20 protein-coding genes and 1 pseudogene are annotated in these 18,897 nt (G+C 57.5%); all 21 read right to left on the bottom strand.

The features are described from left to right. A pseudogene (locus PA598K_RS35870) lies at nt 1-379 on the bottom strand (hypothetical protein); the annotation flags it as partial. Between the two features lie 49 nt (nt 380-428). Then, nucleotides 429-749, bottom strand: a complete 321-nt coding sequence (locus PA598K_RS01290; protein WP_128655100.1) for a hypothetical protein — start codon at nt 747-749, stop codon at nt 429-431. Nucleotides 750-761: 12 nt separating this feature from the next. Beyond that, nucleotides 762-2,168, bottom strand: coding sequence for a FapA family protein (locus PA598K_RS01285; RefSeq protein ID WP_128655163.1), 1,407 nt, complete (start codon nt 2,166-2,168; stop codon nt 762-764). 19 nt (nt 2,169-2,187) lie between these two features. After that, complete coding sequence (locus tag PA598K_RS01280) at nt 2,188-2,979, bottom strand: FliA/WhiG family RNA polymerase sigma factor (protein ID WP_128655099.1); 792 nt, start codon at nt 2,977-2,979, stop codon at nt 2,188-2,190. A gap of 86 nt (nt 2,980-3,065) precedes the next feature. Continuing rightward, nucleotides 3,066-3,506 carry a hypothetical protein gene (locus PA598K_RS01275; protein ID WP_128655098.1) on the bottom strand — a complete coding sequence of 147 codons (441 nt, stop codon included), beginning with the start codon at nt 3,504-3,506 and terminating at the stop codon, nt 3,066-3,068. Nucleotides 3,507-3,508: 2 nt separating this feature from the next. Next, nucleotides 3,509-4,006, bottom strand: coding sequence for a chemotaxis protein CheD (locus PA598K_RS01270; RefSeq protein ID WP_128655097.1), 498 nt, complete (start codon nt 4,004-4,006; stop codon nt 3,509-3,511). Next, the gene (locus PA598K_RS01265) at nt 4,003-4,623 is read right to left on the bottom strand and encodes a chemotaxis protein CheC (RefSeq protein WP_128655096.1); all 621 of its coding nucleotides are present in this window, start codon (nt 4,621-4,623) and stop codon (nt 4,003-4,005) included. The genes PA598K_RS01270 and PA598K_RS01265 overlap by 4 nt, the downstream gene beginning before the upstream one ends. A 3-nt stretch (nt 4,624-4,626) precedes the next feature. After that, nucleotides 4,627-5,088, bottom strand: coding sequence for a chemotaxis protein CheW (locus PA598K_RS01260; protein WP_128655095.1), 462 nt, complete (start codon nt 5,086-5,088; stop codon nt 4,627-4,629). A gap of 12 nt (nt 5,089-5,100) precedes the next feature. Beyond that, nucleotides 5,101-7,140, bottom strand: coding sequence for a chemotaxis protein CheA (locus tag PA598K_RS01255; RefSeq protein ID WP_128655094.1), 2,040 nt, complete (start codon nt 7,138-7,140; stop codon nt 5,101-5,103). Between the two features lie 56 nt (nt 7,141-7,196). Further along, the gene (locus PA598K_RS01250) at nt 7,197-8,378 is read right to left on the bottom strand and encodes a protein-glutamate methylesterase/protein-glutamine glutaminase (RefSeq protein WP_128655093.1); all 1,182 of its coding nucleotides are present in this window, start codon (nt 8,376-8,378) and stop codon (nt 7,197-7,199) included. Between the two features lie 29 nt (nt 8,379-8,407). After that, entirely contained in the window at nt 8,408-9,289 is an 882-nt protein-coding gene (locus PA598K_RS01245; protein WP_128655092.1) for a MinD/ParA family protein, read from the bottom strand. Continuing rightward, nucleotides 9,282-10,571 carry a flagellar biosynthesis protein FlhF gene (gene flhF, locus PA598K_RS01240; protein ID WP_128655091.1) on the bottom strand — a complete coding sequence of 430 codons (1,290 nt, stop codon included), beginning with the start codon at nt 10,569-10,571 and terminating at the stop codon, nt 9,282-9,284. The genes PA598K_RS01245 and flhF overlap by 8 nt, the downstream gene beginning before the upstream one ends. Continuing rightward, complete coding sequence (gene flhA / locus PA598K_RS01235) at nt 10,568-12,601, bottom strand: flagellar biosynthesis protein FlhA (protein ID WP_128655090.1); 2,034 nt, start codon at nt 12,599-12,601, stop codon at nt 10,568-10,570. The genes flhF and flhA overlap by 4 nt, the downstream gene beginning before the upstream one ends. Before the next feature lie 33 nt (nt 12,602-12,634). Further along, the gene (gene flhB / locus PA598K_RS01230; RefSeq protein ID WP_128655089.1) at nt 12,635-13,726 is read right to left on the bottom strand and encodes a flagellar biosynthesis protein FlhB; all 1,092 of its coding nucleotides are present in this window, start codon (nt 13,724-13,726) and stop codon (nt 12,635-12,637) included. Next, nucleotides 13,723-14,520, bottom strand: a complete 798-nt coding sequence (gene fliR, locus PA598K_RS01225; protein WP_128655088.1) for a flagellar biosynthetic protein FliR — start codon at nt 14,518-14,520, stop codon at nt 13,723-13,725. The genes flhB and fliR overlap by 4 nt, the downstream gene beginning before the upstream one ends. Nucleotides 14,521-14,531: 11 nt before the next feature. Continuing rightward, nucleotides 14,532-14,801, bottom strand: a complete 270-nt coding sequence (gene fliQ, locus PA598K_RS01220) for a flagellar biosynthesis protein FliQ (protein WP_128655087.1) — start codon at nt 14,799-14,801, stop codon at nt 14,532-14,534. Between the two features lie 29 nt (nt 14,802-14,830). Further along, the gene (gene fliP / locus PA598K_RS01215; RefSeq protein WP_128655086.1) at nt 14,831-15,583 is read right to left on the bottom strand and encodes a flagellar type III secretion system pore protein FliP; all 753 of its coding nucleotides are present in this window, start codon (nt 15,581-15,583) and stop codon (nt 14,831-14,833) included. Further along, complete coding sequence (locus PA598K_RS01210) at nt 15,580-16,197, bottom strand: flagellar biosynthetic protein FliO (RefSeq protein ID WP_128655085.1); 618 nt, start codon at nt 16,195-16,197, stop codon at nt 15,580-15,582. The genes fliP and PA598K_RS01210 overlap by 4 nt, the downstream gene beginning before the upstream one ends. A gap of 11 nt (nt 16,198-16,208) precedes the next feature. Then, on the bottom strand, nt 16,209-16,574 hold the full coding sequence (locus PA598K_RS01205) for a response regulator (protein ID WP_128655084.1): 366 nt from the start codon (nt 16,572-16,574) through the stop codon (nt 16,209-16,211). Nucleotides 16,575-16,595: 21 nt separating this feature from the next. Next, complete coding sequence (fliY, locus tag PA598K_RS01200) at nt 16,596-17,855, bottom strand: flagellar motor switch phosphatase FliY (protein ID WP_128655083.1); 1,260 nt, start codon at nt 17,853-17,855, stop codon at nt 16,596-16,598. Then, nucleotides 17,845-18,846 (bottom strand): flagellar motor switch protein FliM, encoded by a 1,002-nt coding sequence (gene fliM, locus PA598K_RS01195; protein WP_128655082.1) that lies wholly within the window; start codon nt 18,844-18,846, stop codon nt 17,845-17,847. The genes fliY and fliM overlap by 11 nt, the downstream gene beginning before the upstream one ends. Nucleotides 18,847-18,897 lie beyond the last annotated feature (51 nt).

Raw genomic sequence — 18,897 nt, 5'->3', positions numbered from 1 at the left:
CAGCCGATGCAGCGCCGGCCGTTCCAGGAGAGACAGGCGCGTTGGCTTGCCGACCTTGCGTCTGCAACGTCTGCAAGCGCTCCTCGAGCAGCGCCTGCTGATGATGCAGCTGCTGCTCCAGCAAGGCGCAGCGGCGCTCAAGCTCGGCGATCCGATGGTCTCTCGCCGCAGCTGCCTGCTGCCATTCCCTCTGCGCCTTCGATACGACCGACACCAGCTCGCGGTGATCCGTCTCCGAGGAAGCCATAAACTGGTCGAGCGCCTGCTCCACCAGCTGCGCGCTGTTATCTGTCGTCTGCTGTTTTTTGCGGGGGATCAGCAGCCCCATCACCAGCGCAAAGCCGCCGAGCAGCACCACATACTGCCACGTATCCAACATCGTGCTCACCTGCCGTTGCTTTTTAGTTCGTGTTCTTTTGCACTACCTCTTATAATGAAATGTCGATATGCTTGCCTTTGTATGGATGCGGCGCCGGCGGGGCGTCCTTGGCCTCTTCCTGCTCTGCTTCGCTGTGGTTCTGCTTCATGTCCCGGCCACCCGGGTGCCCGTGCTGCTCGTCCTGGATCGCCGTCTCCGCCGCTTCGCCCACTTCGCCGCTCTTGTGCCGCAGCTGCTCTGCGGTCTTCGTCGTCTCTGAGGCCAGCTGCTGCTGCTCGAGACTGGGCCGGTTCATCATCTGACTCTGGATACCGCCCGCCTCCGGGGTGCGCGGTATCGACATCTGCAAGTCCAACGATCGGTAGGTCATCGAAGCTCCCTCCTATTGATACGGCAACATGGCGATATCCCCGTCTGCGTATCGGAACGTGACGCGCTGAGAGGGGTCCTTGATGAATCGGGTATAGTGACCGATGACGATTTTGGTGCCGCCATAGACGATGTTGATCGCATCGACCCGGGCTTTCCCAGTGTCCTCCAACGTCTTTTCAAGCTCGAGGATCTGTTCCTTTAAGCCCTGCTGCTCCTCCAGCGCCTGGCGCTTGGTCGCCGTCAGCTTGGTGCGCATTGCGAGCTTTTCAGGAGACAGCTTGCCGAGCGCCGCCAGTTGGTCGAGCAGGACGAGCGCCTTCTCGGTTTTGTCGAGATTGGTCGCGCTGCTGCGCAGCTGCTGCCGCAGGTCCGTCAGCTCTTCGCGCAGCTCGGGCCGCACGCCGACCTCGATGACGGTTGCCGTAGACATCGTATTGCCGATCGTCCGCGCGCTGACCAACTCGCCCGCTTGGGCCAGACCGCCGACGAGCAGCGCTTTTGCCCCGGAGCAGACGATATTCCGTCCTGCTCGGATATGGGAGTGCATGATGCTCTGCGAGACGAGCACGTCTTCGCCTGCGATGATGTTGCCATCCTGGACGAAGGACATCTTCACGTTGCGCCCTGCCTTGACGTATCCCTTGTTGCCTGCGAGGATGCCGCCGGTAATCTCGATTGAGCCGTCCGACTCCAGCTCGGCCCCTTCGATGCCGCCGATCACTCGGATATCGCCTGCCGCCCGCACGCGGAAGCCGCTCAGCACATTGCCCCGGATGACGACCGTGCCGACAAAATCGATGTTCCCGATTTTGTAATCGACGTCGCCGTTCACCTCGTAGACGGGGAAGACATTGATTTTGTCCCGCTCCGTACGCGTGACCATGCCCTCGATCGCTGCATATAGCGACATTTCGTCGGGCCCGAGGACGACGTTTTTGCCGATTTTGAAGCGCGCTTCCCTGCCGTCCTTGCCGAACAGCTTCTCGCCGGTCACGGCCGTACCCGGCACCGCCGGCGTCGCTGCCGTCTTGCGCGCGATTAGCTGGCCGCGCTGCACATTGCGCAGCTGATTCACCTCGCGATAATCCACCTTGCCGTCGGCTTGCTGCTTTGGACGCGACTGGCTAGCGTCGAGATCATAAGCGAACTGGATGACGCCGTCCTCGCCGTTCCGCGGCGACTCGCCTCTTGCGATCACATATTTTTTGCCCTGGTGGCTACGCAGGTTGGCCGACAGCTCCGTTATCCTCGCCAGATCGACGCCGAACACGATGCCATGCGATCTCAGCCACTTCTCCAACTCCGGGAAGGTGCATTCCGTCCCCTCTTCCAGACGATGCACGAGCAGATAGGCCGACAATTTGTCTTGCGCGATTTCAACTGCCAGACAGGAATCCAGTCCCTGGTCCCCCTTCATTACCATCGCTATCTCCCTCCTAATACTCCATCAATTGGTTTCTATACTTGTCCATTGCCCCGCGCAAGCGGAGAATCGCCTTGGAATGAAGTTGTGAGATTCGTGAGGGAGAAAGCGACATGACCTCGGCAATTTCGCTTAAAGACAACTCCTCGTAATAAAATAGTGAGATGACGATCCGCTCTTTTTCGGTAAGCCGTTCAATCCCCTTTACGATGGAATCCTTCATATACTGCTCATGCACTTTGTAGTCCGGATTTTTGGCTTTCTCGTCGACCAGCAGCGACAAGCGCGTCTCCGCATCCTCCTCGCGGATCGGATCCTCGAGCGAGCATACCGTTGTCACCGCGATTTCTTGCAGCATATGTACAAATTCTTTTTCGCTTACTTGCAGATAGCTGCTAATCTCGGCATCCGTCACCGAGCGAAGATAATGCTGTTCGAGATGCTGATAGGCTTCTTCTATTTTTTTCGCTTTCTCGCGAACCGAACGCGGCACCCAATCGCCTTGTCTCAGGCCATCGATCATTGCGCCTCGGATTCGCCAGGATGCGTAGGTTTCGAATTGTAAGCCCCGCTCATAATCGAATTTCTCGATCGCGTCAATCAAACCCATAACGCCGTTGCTCGCGAGGTCGTCTTTGGATACATTTTTGGGCAAGCCAATGGCCATCCGGTTCGTGACATAATCCACCAAAGGAAGGTATTGCTCGATCAATTGTTTTTTGGCCTCGAGATTATTGTTCTTCTTGAATCGCTGCCACACGTCGATGTTGGACAAATGCGGCGGTTTTGATTTTTGTTCATTCATCGTCTCACCCTCCTGAAGCCTCTCCGGAGATCAGCTTGTCATTGTATGGACGATATCCGTCGTTGGGGGTCTGCGCAAGCTCGTCGTCACTTGTCCCCGTCCGAATCCTGGAGCTTGCGCAGCGCATCGGCCAACTGCTCGGGATTCTGTTGCTTCGACACCAGCTTTGGCGGCGACAAGGGCCGGAACGCTTCGACTTGCTCCGGCGCCGCGCTCGCCTCGTCCGAATCGCTCTCCTCCATCTGGGCGCGTAACAAGCGGTTCAGATCGTCCTCATCATCCGGCGTAGCCATATCCAGCACCGTGCCTCGGCCATCTGCCAGCTCCGTCTGCGCTGCCGACGACTGCGGCCCGATGATCAACCCCAGCGCCAGCCGCAACAGAAAAGCCAATATAAAAAATGCGATCGCCGCATACAAGCCACGCAGCATCGTTACGGCCAGCCCGTTGACTCCGCTCGAGAACAGCATCGTCAGGATAGCGCCGATCGCCGACAGTACAATATTCCATCGCATCGAGCCAACCACATTCACAACTCCTTTGAGCCGTATTGAACGCTGCGAATCGACAGGACGCCGCTCCTGCAGTCGAGCTCGATCGTGCGGCCGTAATTGCCGCCTGTGTCCTCGCCGATGATCGGGATGGCATAGGACAACAAAGCAAGCTTGCAGGACTCTACGTTGCGAGGTCCGATCCGCATCGTCTCGGATTGGCCGGTGAAGGCAAACATCTGCGCCCCGCCAGCCATCTTGGCAACCAGACGATCCGCAGCAGCTCCCGCATAGACCAATCTTCGGATCAGCTCGGGAACAGCGGTGTCTGCATATTTAGCGATATTGACCGTGGACTCGCGGGCAATCGAGGACGTCGGCAGCATGATGTGGGCAAGACCGGCCAGACGGGTCCTCGGGTCATACAAGGTCAGGCCGACGCAGGAGCCGAGTCCGGTCGTACGGATGACCTCTCCCTCTACTGCCGTTCCCAGATCGGCCATCCCTACCTTGATCAATTTTTGTTCGATCGTCATTCGTTCGGCACGCCCAGTGACTGGAAGATTTTCTCGAACGATTCGGGATCGGGGATGAGGAAAAAATGACCCTCCATCGCTTCTCCGCCTTCCAGAAATGCCGTATCGATAAGCAGCGCGCTATCGCCCATCTGTCCATACTGCAGCAATCCGAAGCTGAGGATGGCGCCAGCCATGTCGACGGCGATCGAAGGCACGGTCGGCATCATCGTGAGCTTGGTAAAATCAGCTAGCGATGACAAGTAGGAGCCCGCCAATATATTGCCGATCTCCGAGAGCGCCGAATATTCCATCTCCGTGTACTCGTCCTCGCTCTCCACCTGAATGGAGAGCAGCGTATTCAGCATCGCCTTGGCCGACTTTTGCTCGATGATGAAAAACAGATTGCCCGGCGCCTCGCCCTCCACTCGCAAAAACACGGCGACAACGACCTGCTCCGATCCGCCGACCCGCTCGGCGATCTCGTCAAACTGGATCAGACTGACACGCGGCACCGACATATCGATCGGCCTGTCGAGCAGCCGGGACAGCGCGGTGGCGGCATTGCCTGCGCCGATATTGCCTACTTCCTTGAGCACATCCAACTTGAAGTCATGAAGCTTATGGAAGAGATTCACGGCCTATTCCTCAAGATGCTCGAGACGAATGATCTCGCTCTTGTTCAGCACCTCGGACAGATTGAGCATGACCAGCAGACGACCGTCGCCGAGCTTGGCAACGCCTCGGAGATACTTGGCCTTGATGCCGCCGACGACCTCAGGCGGCGTATCGATCGCATCCGAGTCGATGTCGATGACATCGTTGGCCGCATCGACGATAAAGCCAACCTCCAGATCATTGACAGCGACGATGATGATCCGCGAATTTTCGGTTGGCTCGGTCTCGCCCAGTCCGAAGCGGCCGCGCAGATCGATGACCGGAATGACCACGCCTCTCAGATTGATGACGCCCTTGATGAAATCAACCGTTTTGGGAACACGCGTAATCGGCATCATCCGCTCGATCGTCCGGACTTTATCCACCTCGATGCCGTATTCCTCGGTCGCCAGTGCAAAAACGATGACCTTCAATTCCTCGCCCATGTGCATAGCCTCCTATTTGATAAGTGCGTTCGGATCGATAATGAGTGCGACTTGACCGTCGCCCAGGATCGTGGCGCCGGAGACAGCCTCGATGCCTGTCAAGTAATTGCCGAGCGATTTGAGCACAATTTCGCTCTGACCGATAAAGTCGTCGACGATGACGGCGGCCCATTTCTCGCCTTTGCGAATAATGACCACCTCGGACTCCTCCTCCTGATCCTCGGAGAAGTCCGGCGATTCGAGAATTCGGCTCAAGGACAAGATCGGGATAATTGCGCCGCGGAACTCGATCATCCGGTTGCCGTGAATATTGCGGATCGACTCGCGCTTGATGATCGCGGTCTCGACAATCGACGACAGCGGCACCGCATATTTTTCCGAGCCGAGCTTGATCAGCATCGCCGAGATGATCGACAGCGTCAGCGGCAGCTGGATCGAGAACCGTGTTCCCTTGCCCAAGGTCGACGTGACGCTCACATGACCGCCCAGCGAGGAGATCTTGGACTTCACGACATCGAGACCGACGCCGCGCCCGGAGATGTCCGATATTTTGTCCGCTGTGCTGAAGCCCGCCGCGAAGAGCAGCATATACACTTCCTCGTCGCTCATGCTGTCTGCCTGCTCCGGCGCGATGACGCCGTTTTTGATAGCAATCTTCAGCACCGTGTCGCGGTTGATGCCCTTGCCGTCATCCTCGATCTCGATGAAGACATGGTTGCCGCTATGGTACGCGCGCAGATGTACGGTCCCTGTCTCCGGCTTGCCTGCGGCTGTGCGATCCGCGACTTGCTCGATGCCGTGATCAAGCGAGTTGCGGATGAGATGGACGAGCGGATCGCCGATCTCGTCGATGACCGTACGATCCAGCTCGGTCTCGGCTCCTGCAATGACGAGATCGATCTTTTTGTCGAGCGACTTGGCCAGATCGCGAACCATCCGGGGAAACCGGTTGAACACCGAGTCGACCGGCACCATGCGCAGCTTGAGGACGATGTTCTGCAGGTCGCCGCTCACGCGGGCCATATGCTCCACCGTCTCGATCAGATCGTTGCGCCGGATCTCTCCGGCCAGCTGCTCCAGGCGGACCCGGTCGATCAGCAGCTCGCTGAACAGGTTCATCAATGTATCGAGCCGATCGATATCGACGCGGATCGTCCGGCTAACCGCTGCCGGCGCAGCCGTCGCTGCGCTCTGCGATCGGGCGGCAGCAACCTGGCCGACCGCCTCTGCGCTCGCCTCGATCTCTTGCGGCTGCGGCGAGGCTGGCAGCGACGGCTTGGCCAGCAGCGAGAGCGATTCGGCATCGAGCAATGTCACCGAGGCGCTCTCGATCTCCGAGACGGTCTGAATCTGGGTCTGCAGCTCCTCTGCCGAGAGCTGGGAGATGTAGAAGACGATGAACTCCCGATCGAACTTCTCCTGCTCCAGCTGCTCGACGGAAGGCTCCGACTTGATCACCTCGCCGCCGCGCTCCAGCACATCAAACACCATATACGCCCGCGCCGCCTTCAGCACGCAATCCTCGCGGACTGTGACCTGGATATGGTACACGTTGTGGCCGCTCTCCATCGACTGCTGCATGATCGACGTCTGGAACTCGTCGAGCCCTCCCGAGCCTCCGCCTGCCGCAGTATTGCCGGCAGCTCCCGCAGATTCGGCTGGCTTGCTGTAGTCGCCCTTGACGATCGATTGCAGCGCTTGGACGATAGCGGTTACGTCGGCTTTGCCGGTGCCGCCGCCGACGATGTCCTGCACCATCGATTCCAACGCGTCCAGCCCTTTGAACAACGTATCGAAGATGAAGTTATCCATCTTCAGCTTGCTGTTGCGCACCAGGTCGAGCACATTTTCCATCTCATGCGTAAGCGAGGCCAGGTCCTCAAATCCCATAGTGGCCGACATGCCTTTGAGGGTATGAGCCGAGCGGAAGATGACCTGCACGATGCTAAGGTCCTCCGGCTCGTTCTCGAGGCGAAGCAAATTCTCGTTGAGCGACTGCAGATGATCGTTGGACTCGTCGATAAACATCGACAGATACGCATTCATATCCATTCCAGTACACCTCCTGTTGGGATGATCTTGCTACGGACTAGCGGTCAGGCGGCCGCTCAGTCGACAAGCCCTACCAGATGCCGGGCAATCTGCGTCAGCGGCAATACCTTCGTCACGGCGCCCCGCTCGATCGCCGATCGCGGCATCCCGTAGACGACGCACGTTTCCTCAGCCTCGGCCACTGCCGATACAGCGCCGTGCTCCAGCAACTGCTTCATGCCGATTGCGCCGTCGCTGCCCATGCCCGTCATCAATACGGCATGACGTTTTAACTCGGTGCGGGGGATCAGCGACTCGAACATCGTATCCACGGAGGGACGATGTCCGTGCCTTGGCGCTTGTTCATGCAAATGTATGTAATAGCCGCTCAGGTCCTTGGCCAGCTCCATATGATACCCGCCAGGAGCGATATAGACGGTCCCGCCTCTGACGCGCATCCCTTGCTCCGCTTCGACGACCAGCACCTCGCTGAATGAATCGAGACGATCTGCCAGCGAACGGGTGAAGCGCGGCGGCATATGCTGGACGACCAGCACCGGAGCGGCGAACCCTGCGGGCAACGAAGAGATGACCTCATGAAGCGCCCGCGGACCTCCTGTCGAGGTGCCGATCGCTACGACATGACTGAACACGCTGTAGGTTGGCTTGTCCGTCTGCCTCCTCGCTCCGCCCTGACCGGGCTTCTCGAGCGATGGCGATTCGGGCGGCGCTGGCGGCACTGGCGTTATCGGACGAAACGGAACTTGAGGCGGCGCCGGCTTCGCTTGCGGCGGTGCGGGACGAGACGGCGGCTCTGGCAGACGCACGGTCGGGGCAGCCAGTCGAGTCGCCTTGGCCTTGACGGACATCGCTGCTCGCAGCTTGTCCTGGAGCTGCTGGGCGACCTTCTCGATGCTCGTCGCTCCATCGCCGGACGGCTTGCGGATAAAGTCAAAGGCGCCGAGCTGCAGCGCTTTGATCGTCTCGGTTGTGTTGTCCTCGCTGATGCCCGCGAGCATAATGATCGGCGTCGGCTGGATCGCCATAATCCTTCTTAAGGCGTCGAGCCCGTTCATCTCCGGCATTTCGAGATCCATCGTGATGATATCCGGCTTCCACAGTCTGGCCGCCTCTACCGCCTCCGCTCCCGTCTTGGCGGTGGCGACGACCGCATAGTCGCGGTTGCGGACGATCAGATCGGTAATAATCTTGCGCATAAAAGGCGAGTCATCGACGACGAGCACACGGTGTGGTGTCATTCGCGGCTCCCTCCATTCTTCTCAAAGGATCAAGTTTTGCGACTGAACATACGAAGTAAAAATCCTTTGACGCCTCCGCCAGGCGACGAATCGTCGACGTTCGCTGCCGAGCCATGGACAAAATGACGCGCCAGATCGTGGATCGCCTTGGAGGCGGCGGCGTCCGGAAAGGCGATTGAGAACGGCACCTGCCGTTTGACCGCTTTGGGCACCTGGCTATCGTCAGGAATAATCCCGAGCAGCGGAATATCCGTCTGCAGAAACTGCTTGGCGACCAGCGCGATCTTGTCTGCGGTATGCTTGCCCTCCTTGCGATCCGCAGCGCGATTGATGACGAGCTTGAACGCGACCGGCTCCTCCATGCTGTGGACCATCTTGATGAGCGCGTACGCATCGGTAATCGAGGTCGGCTCCGGCGTAGTCACGACGAGCGTCTCCTGGGCCGAGGTGATGAAGCGTACTGTTTCCTTGGAGAGCCCGGCCCCCGTATCGAACAGGATCAGGTCGTAATGGCCATGCAGCTTGCCGATCTGCTCGCTGAAGTAATCCAGCTCTTCGGATCCGAGCTCCAGCAGATCGCGGAAGCCCGAGCCGCCGGCGATATAATGCAACCCCTGCGGCCCCTCCTGGACGATTTCCCAGATCGTCTTCTCCCGTTTCAGCAGGTGGTACAGGCTATAGGTGGAGCTGCGGCCCATCAGCACATCAATGTTAGCCATGCCGATGTCGGCGTCGAAGACGAGCACGCGTTTGCCCGCCTGCTGCAACGCCAGCGCAAAGTTCAGGCTGAAGTTCGACTTGCCGACACCGCCCTTGCCGCTCGTCACCGTGACGATCCGTGTCGGCCGCTGCGCAGCCGGATCCTCCTGGACGAGCACCATATTGCGTAAGGTTTGGGCCTGGTCATTCATCGGGAATCTCCCCCAATAGCTGTTGAACAAAGTTGTCCGGTCGGAATGGATCGATATCGTCCGGCACCGTCTGGCCGTTGGCGATAAAAGCGACCTTGTAGCTATACGCCAGCACGACATTCAGGATGGTCCCGATCGTATCCGTCTCGTCCCGCTTCGTAAAGATAACCCGCTCGACGCCAAAGGTGGCGAATTGCTCGGCGACCGCAGCCATGTCCCTCGACTTGCTGGTCAGACTAAGGACCAGATAGGTCAGACAATCCTCTCCTGCCTGCAGCAGGCTGTTCACCTCGGATACATACAGCGTGTTGCGGAAGTTGCGTCCCGCCGTATCGACCATGATCAGATCGCGATCCGTAAGCTGATTGAACGCCTTGCTCAGCTCGGCCGGGGAGAAGACGACCTCCATCGGCACATTGAGAATATTGGCATAGGTGCGAAGCTGATCGACAGCGGCGATCCGGTACGTGTCCGAGGTAATGAACCCGGCTTTGCGCTTGTAGCGCAACGTCTGGTCGGCGGCGAGCTTGGCGATGGTCGTCGTCTTGCCGACGCCGGTCGGTCCGACGAACTGGATAATGCGCACCTGCTCATTGATCCCCGCATCGACATGCGGTATGAGCCATTCGCGCAGCAGCCGCGAAGCGACTGCCCAGCAAGACGAGAGCGTAGCATCTTCAGCATAGGCCGGATCGGCCTGCACCTCGGCGATTAGCCTGTCGATCCACGTCTCTGCCACCTCCTGATCCTGCAGTCGCTGCCGCAGCAGGCGGAGCGGCTCGGACAGCGGCTCGGTCGTCTGTTGCTTGGACCACTGACTGACCATCTGCTTCATCTCGCGGATCTCTTCCATTAATAGACGTTGTCCGACGTCATCTGCGATCGACGGTCGAGCGACAGACGCTTTGGATAGCGCTGGCCGTTCGAGCGGCTCCATCGCCGCAGCGGGAGGCGTGACAGAAGACGGGAGCGTCTCGTCCGGCGCCGGCTTGATCGGCGGCTCCGGACGGATCGTCGGGACAGGCGCGGCGGCTGTCGCCGCTTTTCCGCTCGTATAGGCGGCGGTTGCCGTTCCTTTGGCCGTTGTGCGCGGCGGCGGATTTGCCGGAGACTCGCTCTCGACGGCGGCGATAACCTCCATCTTCTTCTTGCGGAACATCCCCATAAAGCCGCCGACGTAGATTTCCTTGGTGCCGAGGATAACTGCGTCCTTGCCCAGCTCGCTGCGGATAACCGGGAGCGCTTCGGGCACAGTGTTGACGATATAACGTTTCACTCTCATAGATTCACCACCCCGACGCTTTGGACTTCAACGCTCGGCTCCAGCTCGCTGTAAGACAACACCGGGATATCCTGCATCGTCCGTTCGATGATCTGACGGAGGTACATTCGGATCGTCGGCGATGCGAGCACGATCGGCTGCTGTCCCGACTGCAGCTGACGGCTCACCTGCTCATTGAGCTTGGAGTAGATCTGCTGCGAAGACAGCGGGTCGAGCGCGAGATAGCTGCCTTGCTCTGACTGCTGCACTGACTCGGCGATTTTCTTCTCCAGCGAAGGGCCGACCGTGATGACTCGCAGCGTGTCGCCAGATGCCGAGTATTGGTTGGTAATCTGGCGGGACAGCGCCTGGCGCGCATATTCCGTCAGGATATCCGGGTCCTTCGTGTAATGGCCGTGATCGGCGAGACTTTCGAAGATCGTCACGAGATCCCGGATCGAGATCTTCTCCTTCAGCAGCTTCACCAGCACCTTCTGCACGTCGCCGATCGCCAGCACCGACGGGATCAGCTCCTCGACGAGCGCCGGATAGGACTCGCGGAGATTGTCCACAAGTGCCTTTGTCTCTTGACGGCCCAGCAGCTCGTGTGCATGCTTCTTGATCACTTCCGTCAGATGGGTAGCGACGACGGACGGCGGATCGACGACGGTATAGCCCGACAGCTCGGCGCGTTCCTTGGTCACCTCGTCGATCCAGAGCGCCGGCAAGCCAAATGCCGGTTCCTTGGTCTCGATGCCAATGATCGAGTCGTCGTCGAAGCCTGGACTCATCGCCAGATAATGTCCAAGCAGCAGTTCGCCCTTGGCGACGGTATTGCCCTTCACCTTGATTACATACTCATTGGGCCGGAGCTGGATATTGTCGCGGATCCGGATGACCGGAACGACGATGCCGAGCTCCAGCGCGCACTGTCTGCGGATCATGATGATCCGGTCGAGCAGATCGCCGCCCTGCTGCGTATCGGCTAGCGGGATGAGGCCATACCCGAACTCGAACTCGATCGGATCGACCTGCAGCAGGCTGATGACACTCTCGGGACTGCGGACCTCCTCGATCTGCTGCTCCTCCTCCATGAGCTCCTCCTCCTGCTGGCGCTTGTTGAGATTGCCGGACATCTTCCATCCGGCGAACACAAGCACGCCAGCCAGCGGCAACGTCGCCACCGGGCCGATCGGAGTTGCAAGTCCGAGCAGCGTGATCGTACCGGCTACGATGTAGAGCAGCTTCGGATACCGCATCACCTGGCTGGTCAGATCATACGCCAGATTGCCTTCGGAGGCGGCGCGAGTGACGATCAGACCAGCAGCCGTAGAGATGAGGAGCGCCGGGATCTGGCTGACGAGACCGTCGCCGATCGTCATGATCGAGTATTCCTCCAGCGCTTCCTGGAATCCCATGCCATGGATCATCATACCGATTACAAACCCGCCGAGCAGGTTAATAAACATAATGATGATCGAGGCGATCGCATCGCCTTTGACGAACTTGGAGGCGCCGTCCATCGCACCGTAGAAATCCGCTTCGCGTTCGATCTTCTGACGCCGCTCGCGCGCTTGCTGCTCATTGATGAGGCCAGCGTTCAAGTCGGCGTCGATACTCATCTGCTTGCCCGGCATCGCATCGAGGGTAAACCTCGCCGCCACCTCGGCGACACGCTCCGAGCCTTTGGTAATGACGATGAACTGGACGACGACGAGGATCAGGAAGACGATGAAGCCGATCGCCACCTGGCCGCCAGCGACAAATTTGCCGAACGTTGCGACCACTTTGCCGCCATTGGCCTCAGCCAGAATGTTGCGCGTCGTCGAGACGGTCAGCGCCAGCCGAAACAAGGTTGTAATCAACAAAATCGCCGGAAAGATCGAAAACTCCAGCGCGCTTTGCGTGTTCATGGCGATCAGCAAAATCATCAGCGCCGCCGAAATGTTGATAATGAGCAGCACATCAAGCAGATGCACGTTGACCGGGATAACCATCATCAGGACGATGCCGATGATGCCGATCAGGATGGTCAGATCTTTGATCTTCATCCTCTTCTCCTCCTCCCCTTCACGATGGCATCGCTATTTGGTTTTGCGTTTCAGCTTGTATACATAAGCGAGCACTTCCGCTACCGCCTGGAACAGGTCGGCTGGGACGACGTCGCCGATCTCGGTCCGGTCATAGAGCGCTCTGGCCAGCGGCTTGTTCTCCATCGTCACAATGCCATGCTCGCGTCCAACCTCCTTGATGCGCTGTGCCACATAGTCCATCCCCTTGGCGATGACGACTGGCGCCTCCATCTCGCCCGAGTCATACTTCAGAGCGATCGCGAAGTGTGTCGGGTTGGTGATGATGACATCGGCTTTGGGCACCTCTTGCATCATCCGCTGCATCGCCATGCGGCGTTGCTTTTCGCGAATCCGGCCCTTAATGACCGGATTGCCTTCGGTTTTTTTGTATTCATCCTTGATGTCCTGCTTCGACATGCGAAGGTTTTTTTCGTAATCATAGCGTTGATAGATATAGTCCAGGATGGCCAATCCGAGCAGGACGCCGCCGATCTTCAGACCCAGCGACAAGGTCAGCGATGCGGCAAAGGAAAAGATGGCATCTACCGACACCTGTGACAATCGCAAAATATTTTCCAGCTCGCCCGATATCGTAATATAGACCAGTACGCCAATAACGGTCATCTTCAATACGCTTTTGAGGAATTCTACCACCGATCGCATCGAGAAAATTTTTTTGAACCCTTCAATCGGGTTAATCTTGGAAAACTTCATTTTCAGCGGATCGCCAGTGAACAAAAAACCGATCTGCGCGTAATTGCCTGCCAAAGCAATGACCATGACGATCAGGAACAATGGCGCGAGCAGGATTAATCCATTCACAATTAGGCTTGAGAAAAGCGGCATCACATTTTGCGGCGTCACTTGCATAACCAGCTGATGCTCCAGCACATAGCCAAGCATGCCGAGCAACCGTTCTTTATAATAACCTCCTAACATAACGAAACTTAGTACGGTGAGCAGCAGGATCAATGCAGCAGGAATTTCCATGCTTTTGGCAACCTGGCCTTTTTTGCGGGACTCCTGCTTCTTTTTGGGGGTCGCTTTCTCCGTCTTCTCCTGCGAGAACAACTGCAAGTCCAACTGCCAGCGATACCTGCTCATGTCGTCCCCCCTGAATCTGCGCTGATGAGATGAAGCAATTGTTCCATCGCTCTGAACATCTGCTCGAAGATCTGGCCGAACAAGGCGACCATCCCTGGCATCAGCATGGCGAGGATGAGGAAGCCAACCAAAATTTTGAGCGGAATGCCGATGACGAATACGTTGAACTGCGGCGCTGTACGGGCGAGAAAGCCGAGACCGACGTCCGTCAGAAACATCGCCACGACGAGCGGCGCCGACATCTGCAGCGACAGCATAAATGTATAGGCAAATGTCTCGACCAGGAAGGTACTGATATTGCCCTGACTGATCTTGGCATACAGCTCATTGCCGAGCGGGATCCATTCGTAGCTCTGCATGATGGCCATGAGCAGATAATGATGGCCGTTCATCGACAGGAAGATCAGGATTAACAAAATAAACTTGAAATTGCCCAGCATCGGCGTCGACACGCCGGTCATCGGATCGATGACATTGGCCATCCCGAATCCCATCTGCAGATCGATGAAGCTACCTGCCGTCTGCACGATCGTAAAAAACAAATAGGCCACAAAGCCTAGCAGCAAGCCAATCAGGATCTCCCGAATGACGACAAGCAGGTATTCCGCATTAAGCGCGGGCATCTGCTCCTGCCCCATCGCCAGAAATACCATCAAGGAGACGAAAAACCCGAGGCCAATCTTGGCCATCGCCGGCACCCCACGCGTCGAAAAGATCGGCGCGACGACGAAAAATGAGGTGATTCGACAAAAAACAAGTAAAAAAATAGGCACTGCCTGTAGGAAGAGATCCATCGATCCACAGCCTATCCGATATAGTTGTGCAAGTTGTTCAGAAGATTATAAGTAAAATCGACCAGCACATTGAGAATCCAAGGCCCAAACAGCAGTACCGCCAACAGGACCGCTACAATCTTCGGCACAAAAGCAAGCGTCTGCTCCTGAATCTGCGTCGTCGCCTGGAAGACGCTGACGATCAAGCCAACGGCCAACCCGAGTATCAACATCGGCGCAGAGGCTTTCAGTACCGTGTAGACGGCTTGGCCCGCGAGACCGACGATAAAATCCGGACTCATCACGCGTTCCCTCCCTGAAAGGACTGAATTTAAGGGCTATAACTAAGCAATAGCGACCGGACAACTAGGTACCAGCCATCTACCAGTACGAACAACAAAATCTTGAACGGCAACGAAATCATGATCGGCGGAAGCATCATCATCCCCATCGCCATCAGTACGCTGGCGACAACCATATCGATGATCAAAAACGGGATGAAAATCATGAAGCCCATCTGAAAGGCCGTCTTCAGCTCGCTGAGCACATACGATGGAATCAACACCGTAATCGGAATATCATCGACGCTTGAAGGGCGCTCCGTGCCGGTATAATTCAGAAACAGCATCAGATCCTTCTCTCGCGTATGCTTGACCATAAAGTCCTTCATCGGCACAGCGGCTTGCGTCAGCGCCTCCGTCTGCGTCACTTCACCCTTCAAATAGGGCTGCAAAGCGACCTCGTTCACCTGGGATAGCGTCGGCGCCATCACGAACAGGGTCAGGAACAGCGCCAGACCGATCAGCACCTGGTTGGGCGGCATCTGCTGGGTGCCTAGCGAGGTCCGGACGAAGCCAAGCACGATAACGATCCGTGTGAAGCACGTCATCATGAGCAGGATCGCCGGAGCCACGCTGAGCACGGTCAGCAAGAGCAGGATCGACAGCGCCGAAGTGCCGGGCTGGCCATCGCCCTCCCCGATCTGGATGCTAATGTCGGGCAAAGGCTCGGCGAAGCTTATCGTCGGTATCGCGAGTGTCAGCAACAGCAGTGCAACAGTCGTATAGAGCAGCTTAATCTTCATTCATCCAACCGATCCCTTTGCTTAGAGTCATCCAGCAGCGTCCTGACCTGCTGCTTGCGCTCAGCTTGACGCTGCAGCTTCTCATCCAGCACATCCTGGAAGGAAGCCGGCGTCTGCCACAGCTCCTCGCCGGGCTGAGGCTGCTCGGCCCGGCCACGCAAGCGGCCGAGCAGACCGCCTAGCGAGACTGCTCCGGGCGGAGACTGCTCCAACTGGGCGAGCAATGCCTCCGCCTCCTCAGGGTCCTCAACCTTGTCCAGCAGCGAGATGTTCTCGCCTACGCCGAGTATGTACACTTTGCCGCCGAGCTCGACAACCTGCAAGGACTTGTTCGGACCAAGTCCGACGCCGCCAAGCGTGCGCATGGCGCGGTTGCTGCCGAAAGTTCGGCTGCGCTGGGCCAAAAACTTCACAAACAGTATAATTAATCCGATAACTAATAACAGGGAGACAATGACCCACAGCAAGCTGCCTGCCATACTGGTATCTGTGAGCAGCTCCGCAGGCAGCTCCTCGCCGCCTCCGTCCGGGACAGAAGCCGAGGCTGCATAGGACGGCAAGACGGTCCAGGCTCCGCCCGCCCACAGTCCGGTCAGAAGCGCCGGTGCGCGCATAAGCGTACGGCCTAGCCGCCGAGCGTCTTCTTGATGGCTTCGATTACGCGGTCAGCCTGGAACGGCTTGACGATAAAGTCTTTGGCGCCCGCCTGGATCGCATCGATAACCATCGCTTGCTGGCCCATCGCCGAGCACATGATGACCTTGGCGTTGCCATCCATTTTTTTGATTTCCTTCAATGCCGAGATGCCGTCCATCTCAGGCATCGTAATATCCATCGTGATCAGATCCGGCTTCAGCTCTTTGTATTTCTCCACCGCCTGTGCGCCGTCTTGCGCTTCGCCGACGACCTCGTAGCCGTTTTTCGTCAGAATGTCCCGGATCATCATTCTCATAAATGCAGCGTCGTCTACGATCAAAATGCGGTTTGCCATCGTTCTTCTTCCTCCTAGATGTTATTGTAATTTTTGTATGCGATCCCACTGGCTGACAATGTCCGTAACTCGAACACCGAAATTCTCATCGATAACAACGACCTCCCCTTTGGCAATCAGCTTGTTATTGACGAGAATGTCAACCGGTTCGCCGGCCAGCTTGTCCAGCTCAATGATGGAGCCTTGGGACAGCTCAAGTATATCCTTGATCTGCTTTTGTGTCCTTCCTAATTCTACCGTTACTTTGAGAGGAATGTCGAGCAATAAATTTAGGTTCGTCTCATCCCCTTGCGCGTACGACGGGCCTTGGAAATTGGCGAACTGCACCGGCTGCACATTGGTGTTGCGATTGAGTCCTCCACCGTAGGTGTGCGGTCCCGGCGGCGGCATCATCGGCGCCCCGTAAGGCTGCCCCTCCGGATAATACGGCGGCGTCTGCGCTTGCTGCGGCGGCATCGCCGGCGGCGGCTGATGCGCAGCTGCGGCAGGCGGCGCACTTGGCGCTGGCGGCGCGTAGTCAGCCGGCTGTTCCACCGAAGCGGCGGCAGGCTCGCTGTAGGCGGCCGGGACGGCCTCCTCCGTCATTCCCGCGCTTCCCATCAACGTCGATACCAGCTCCTTGGCAAAGGAAACCGGCAACAGCTGCATAATCGTCGAATCGATCAGATCGCCGATCTTCAGCGAGAATGAAATCTTGACGAACACGTCGACCGGCGGCAGATTGTTGACCCCTTCCCCGCTATTCACATCGAGAATATCAATGCCCGGCGGCGAGATATTGACGAACCGGTTGAAGATGGTCGACATCGACGTCGCCGACGAGCCCATCATCTGGTTCATCGCTTCCTGGACGGCGCTGATGTGGATCTCGTTCAGCTCTTGCGCGGTCACATCGCCTTCCCCGCCCAGCATCAGATCGGCGATCACTTGCGCGTCGCGCGTCTTGATGACGAGAGAGTTGATGCCCTGGAAGCCATCGACATAATGGACATGCACCGCCACATGCGGCTTGGGGAATTCCGTGTCGAGATCCTCGCGTTTGATGATCGACACCTTAGGCGTTGTAATATCGACCTTGCGGCCGAGCAGCGTCGATAACGCCGTAGCCGCGCTGCCGAAGGTGATGTTGCCGATCTCGCCAAGCGCATCCTGTTCCATCTCGCTTATGTAGGCGTCGATTTCATTGGATTCCGAGCTGACCGACGTCTCTTCCGATTCACCGGCAGACTGGCGCAGCAGAGCATCGATCTCTTCCTGAGAGAGATAGTCCTTACTCGTCATAATCCTCTTCCACTCCTTCGCTCACAATCTCGTCTATCTGCACAGCCAGTCTGTCCTTGACCGACCCCGGACTGCCGATAAACTTCAACTTGTCGCCGACTTTAATATGCAGTCCTTCATCCACATGCTTCTTCAAGGAGATGACATCGCCGACCGCTAGCCCCAGAAACTCCTGCACAGACAGCGACGACATGCCAAGCTCGGCGACGACGGGCAGCTTCGCTTTGTGCACCCGCGCCTGCAGCATCTCGACTTCCTCGGGCGCTCTCGCTTTTTTCTGCGAGACGAACCAGTGGTGCACCGAGAGACGCGACATGATCGGCTCGATGACGACATGCGGGATACACAGATTGATCATCCCCGTCGTTTCGCCGATTTTGGTACTAAGCGAGATCAGGGCGATCGTCTCGTTGGGAGAGACGATCTGCATAAACTGCGGATTGGTCTCTAGCGCCTCGAGACGCGGCGACAGATCGATGATCGTACGCCATGCCTCCTGGAGACTCTCGAAGGCGCGGCTGAAGATGCGCTCCATGACCATCGTCTCGATCTCGGTCAGCGCCGTAATCTTCGACGGCGCGGAGCCTTGACCGCCGAGCAGCCGATCCAGCATCGCGAAGGCGACATTGGGATGCACCTCGAGCACCATTCTGCCCTCGAGCGGCTCCGCCTCAAAGATATTCAGTATCGTCATCTTCGGGATCGAGCGGATAAACTCGTCATAAGGCAGCTGCTCCACCTGCACCACGTTGATCTGAACGAAGGTGCGCAGCTGAGCCGAGAAATAGGTCGTCAAAAACCGGGCGTAGTTCTCGTGAATGCGCGTCAGGCTGCGAATATGATCCTTGGAGAAGCGAACGGCGCGTTTGAAGTCGTAAGCTCTGATCTTCTTTTGCGTCTCTTCTTTTTTGAGCTCCTCCGCATCCATCTCGCCGGAAGAGAGAGCCGCCAAAAGCGCATCTATTTCATTTTGCGATAAGACATCAACCATTTTCTCTCCTCCTCTTACGTTAAGAAAACGGGCTTTCCTTTCATTAGATAC

This window comes from Paenibacillus sp. 598K (assembly GCF_003851045.1).
Taxonomy (GTDB): domain Bacteria; phylum Bacillota; class Bacilli; order Paenibacillales; family Paenibacillaceae; genus Paenibacillus_D.
Note: the sequence above shows the minus strand (reverse complement) of the source record. Positions and strands in the feature narration are given on the sequence as shown.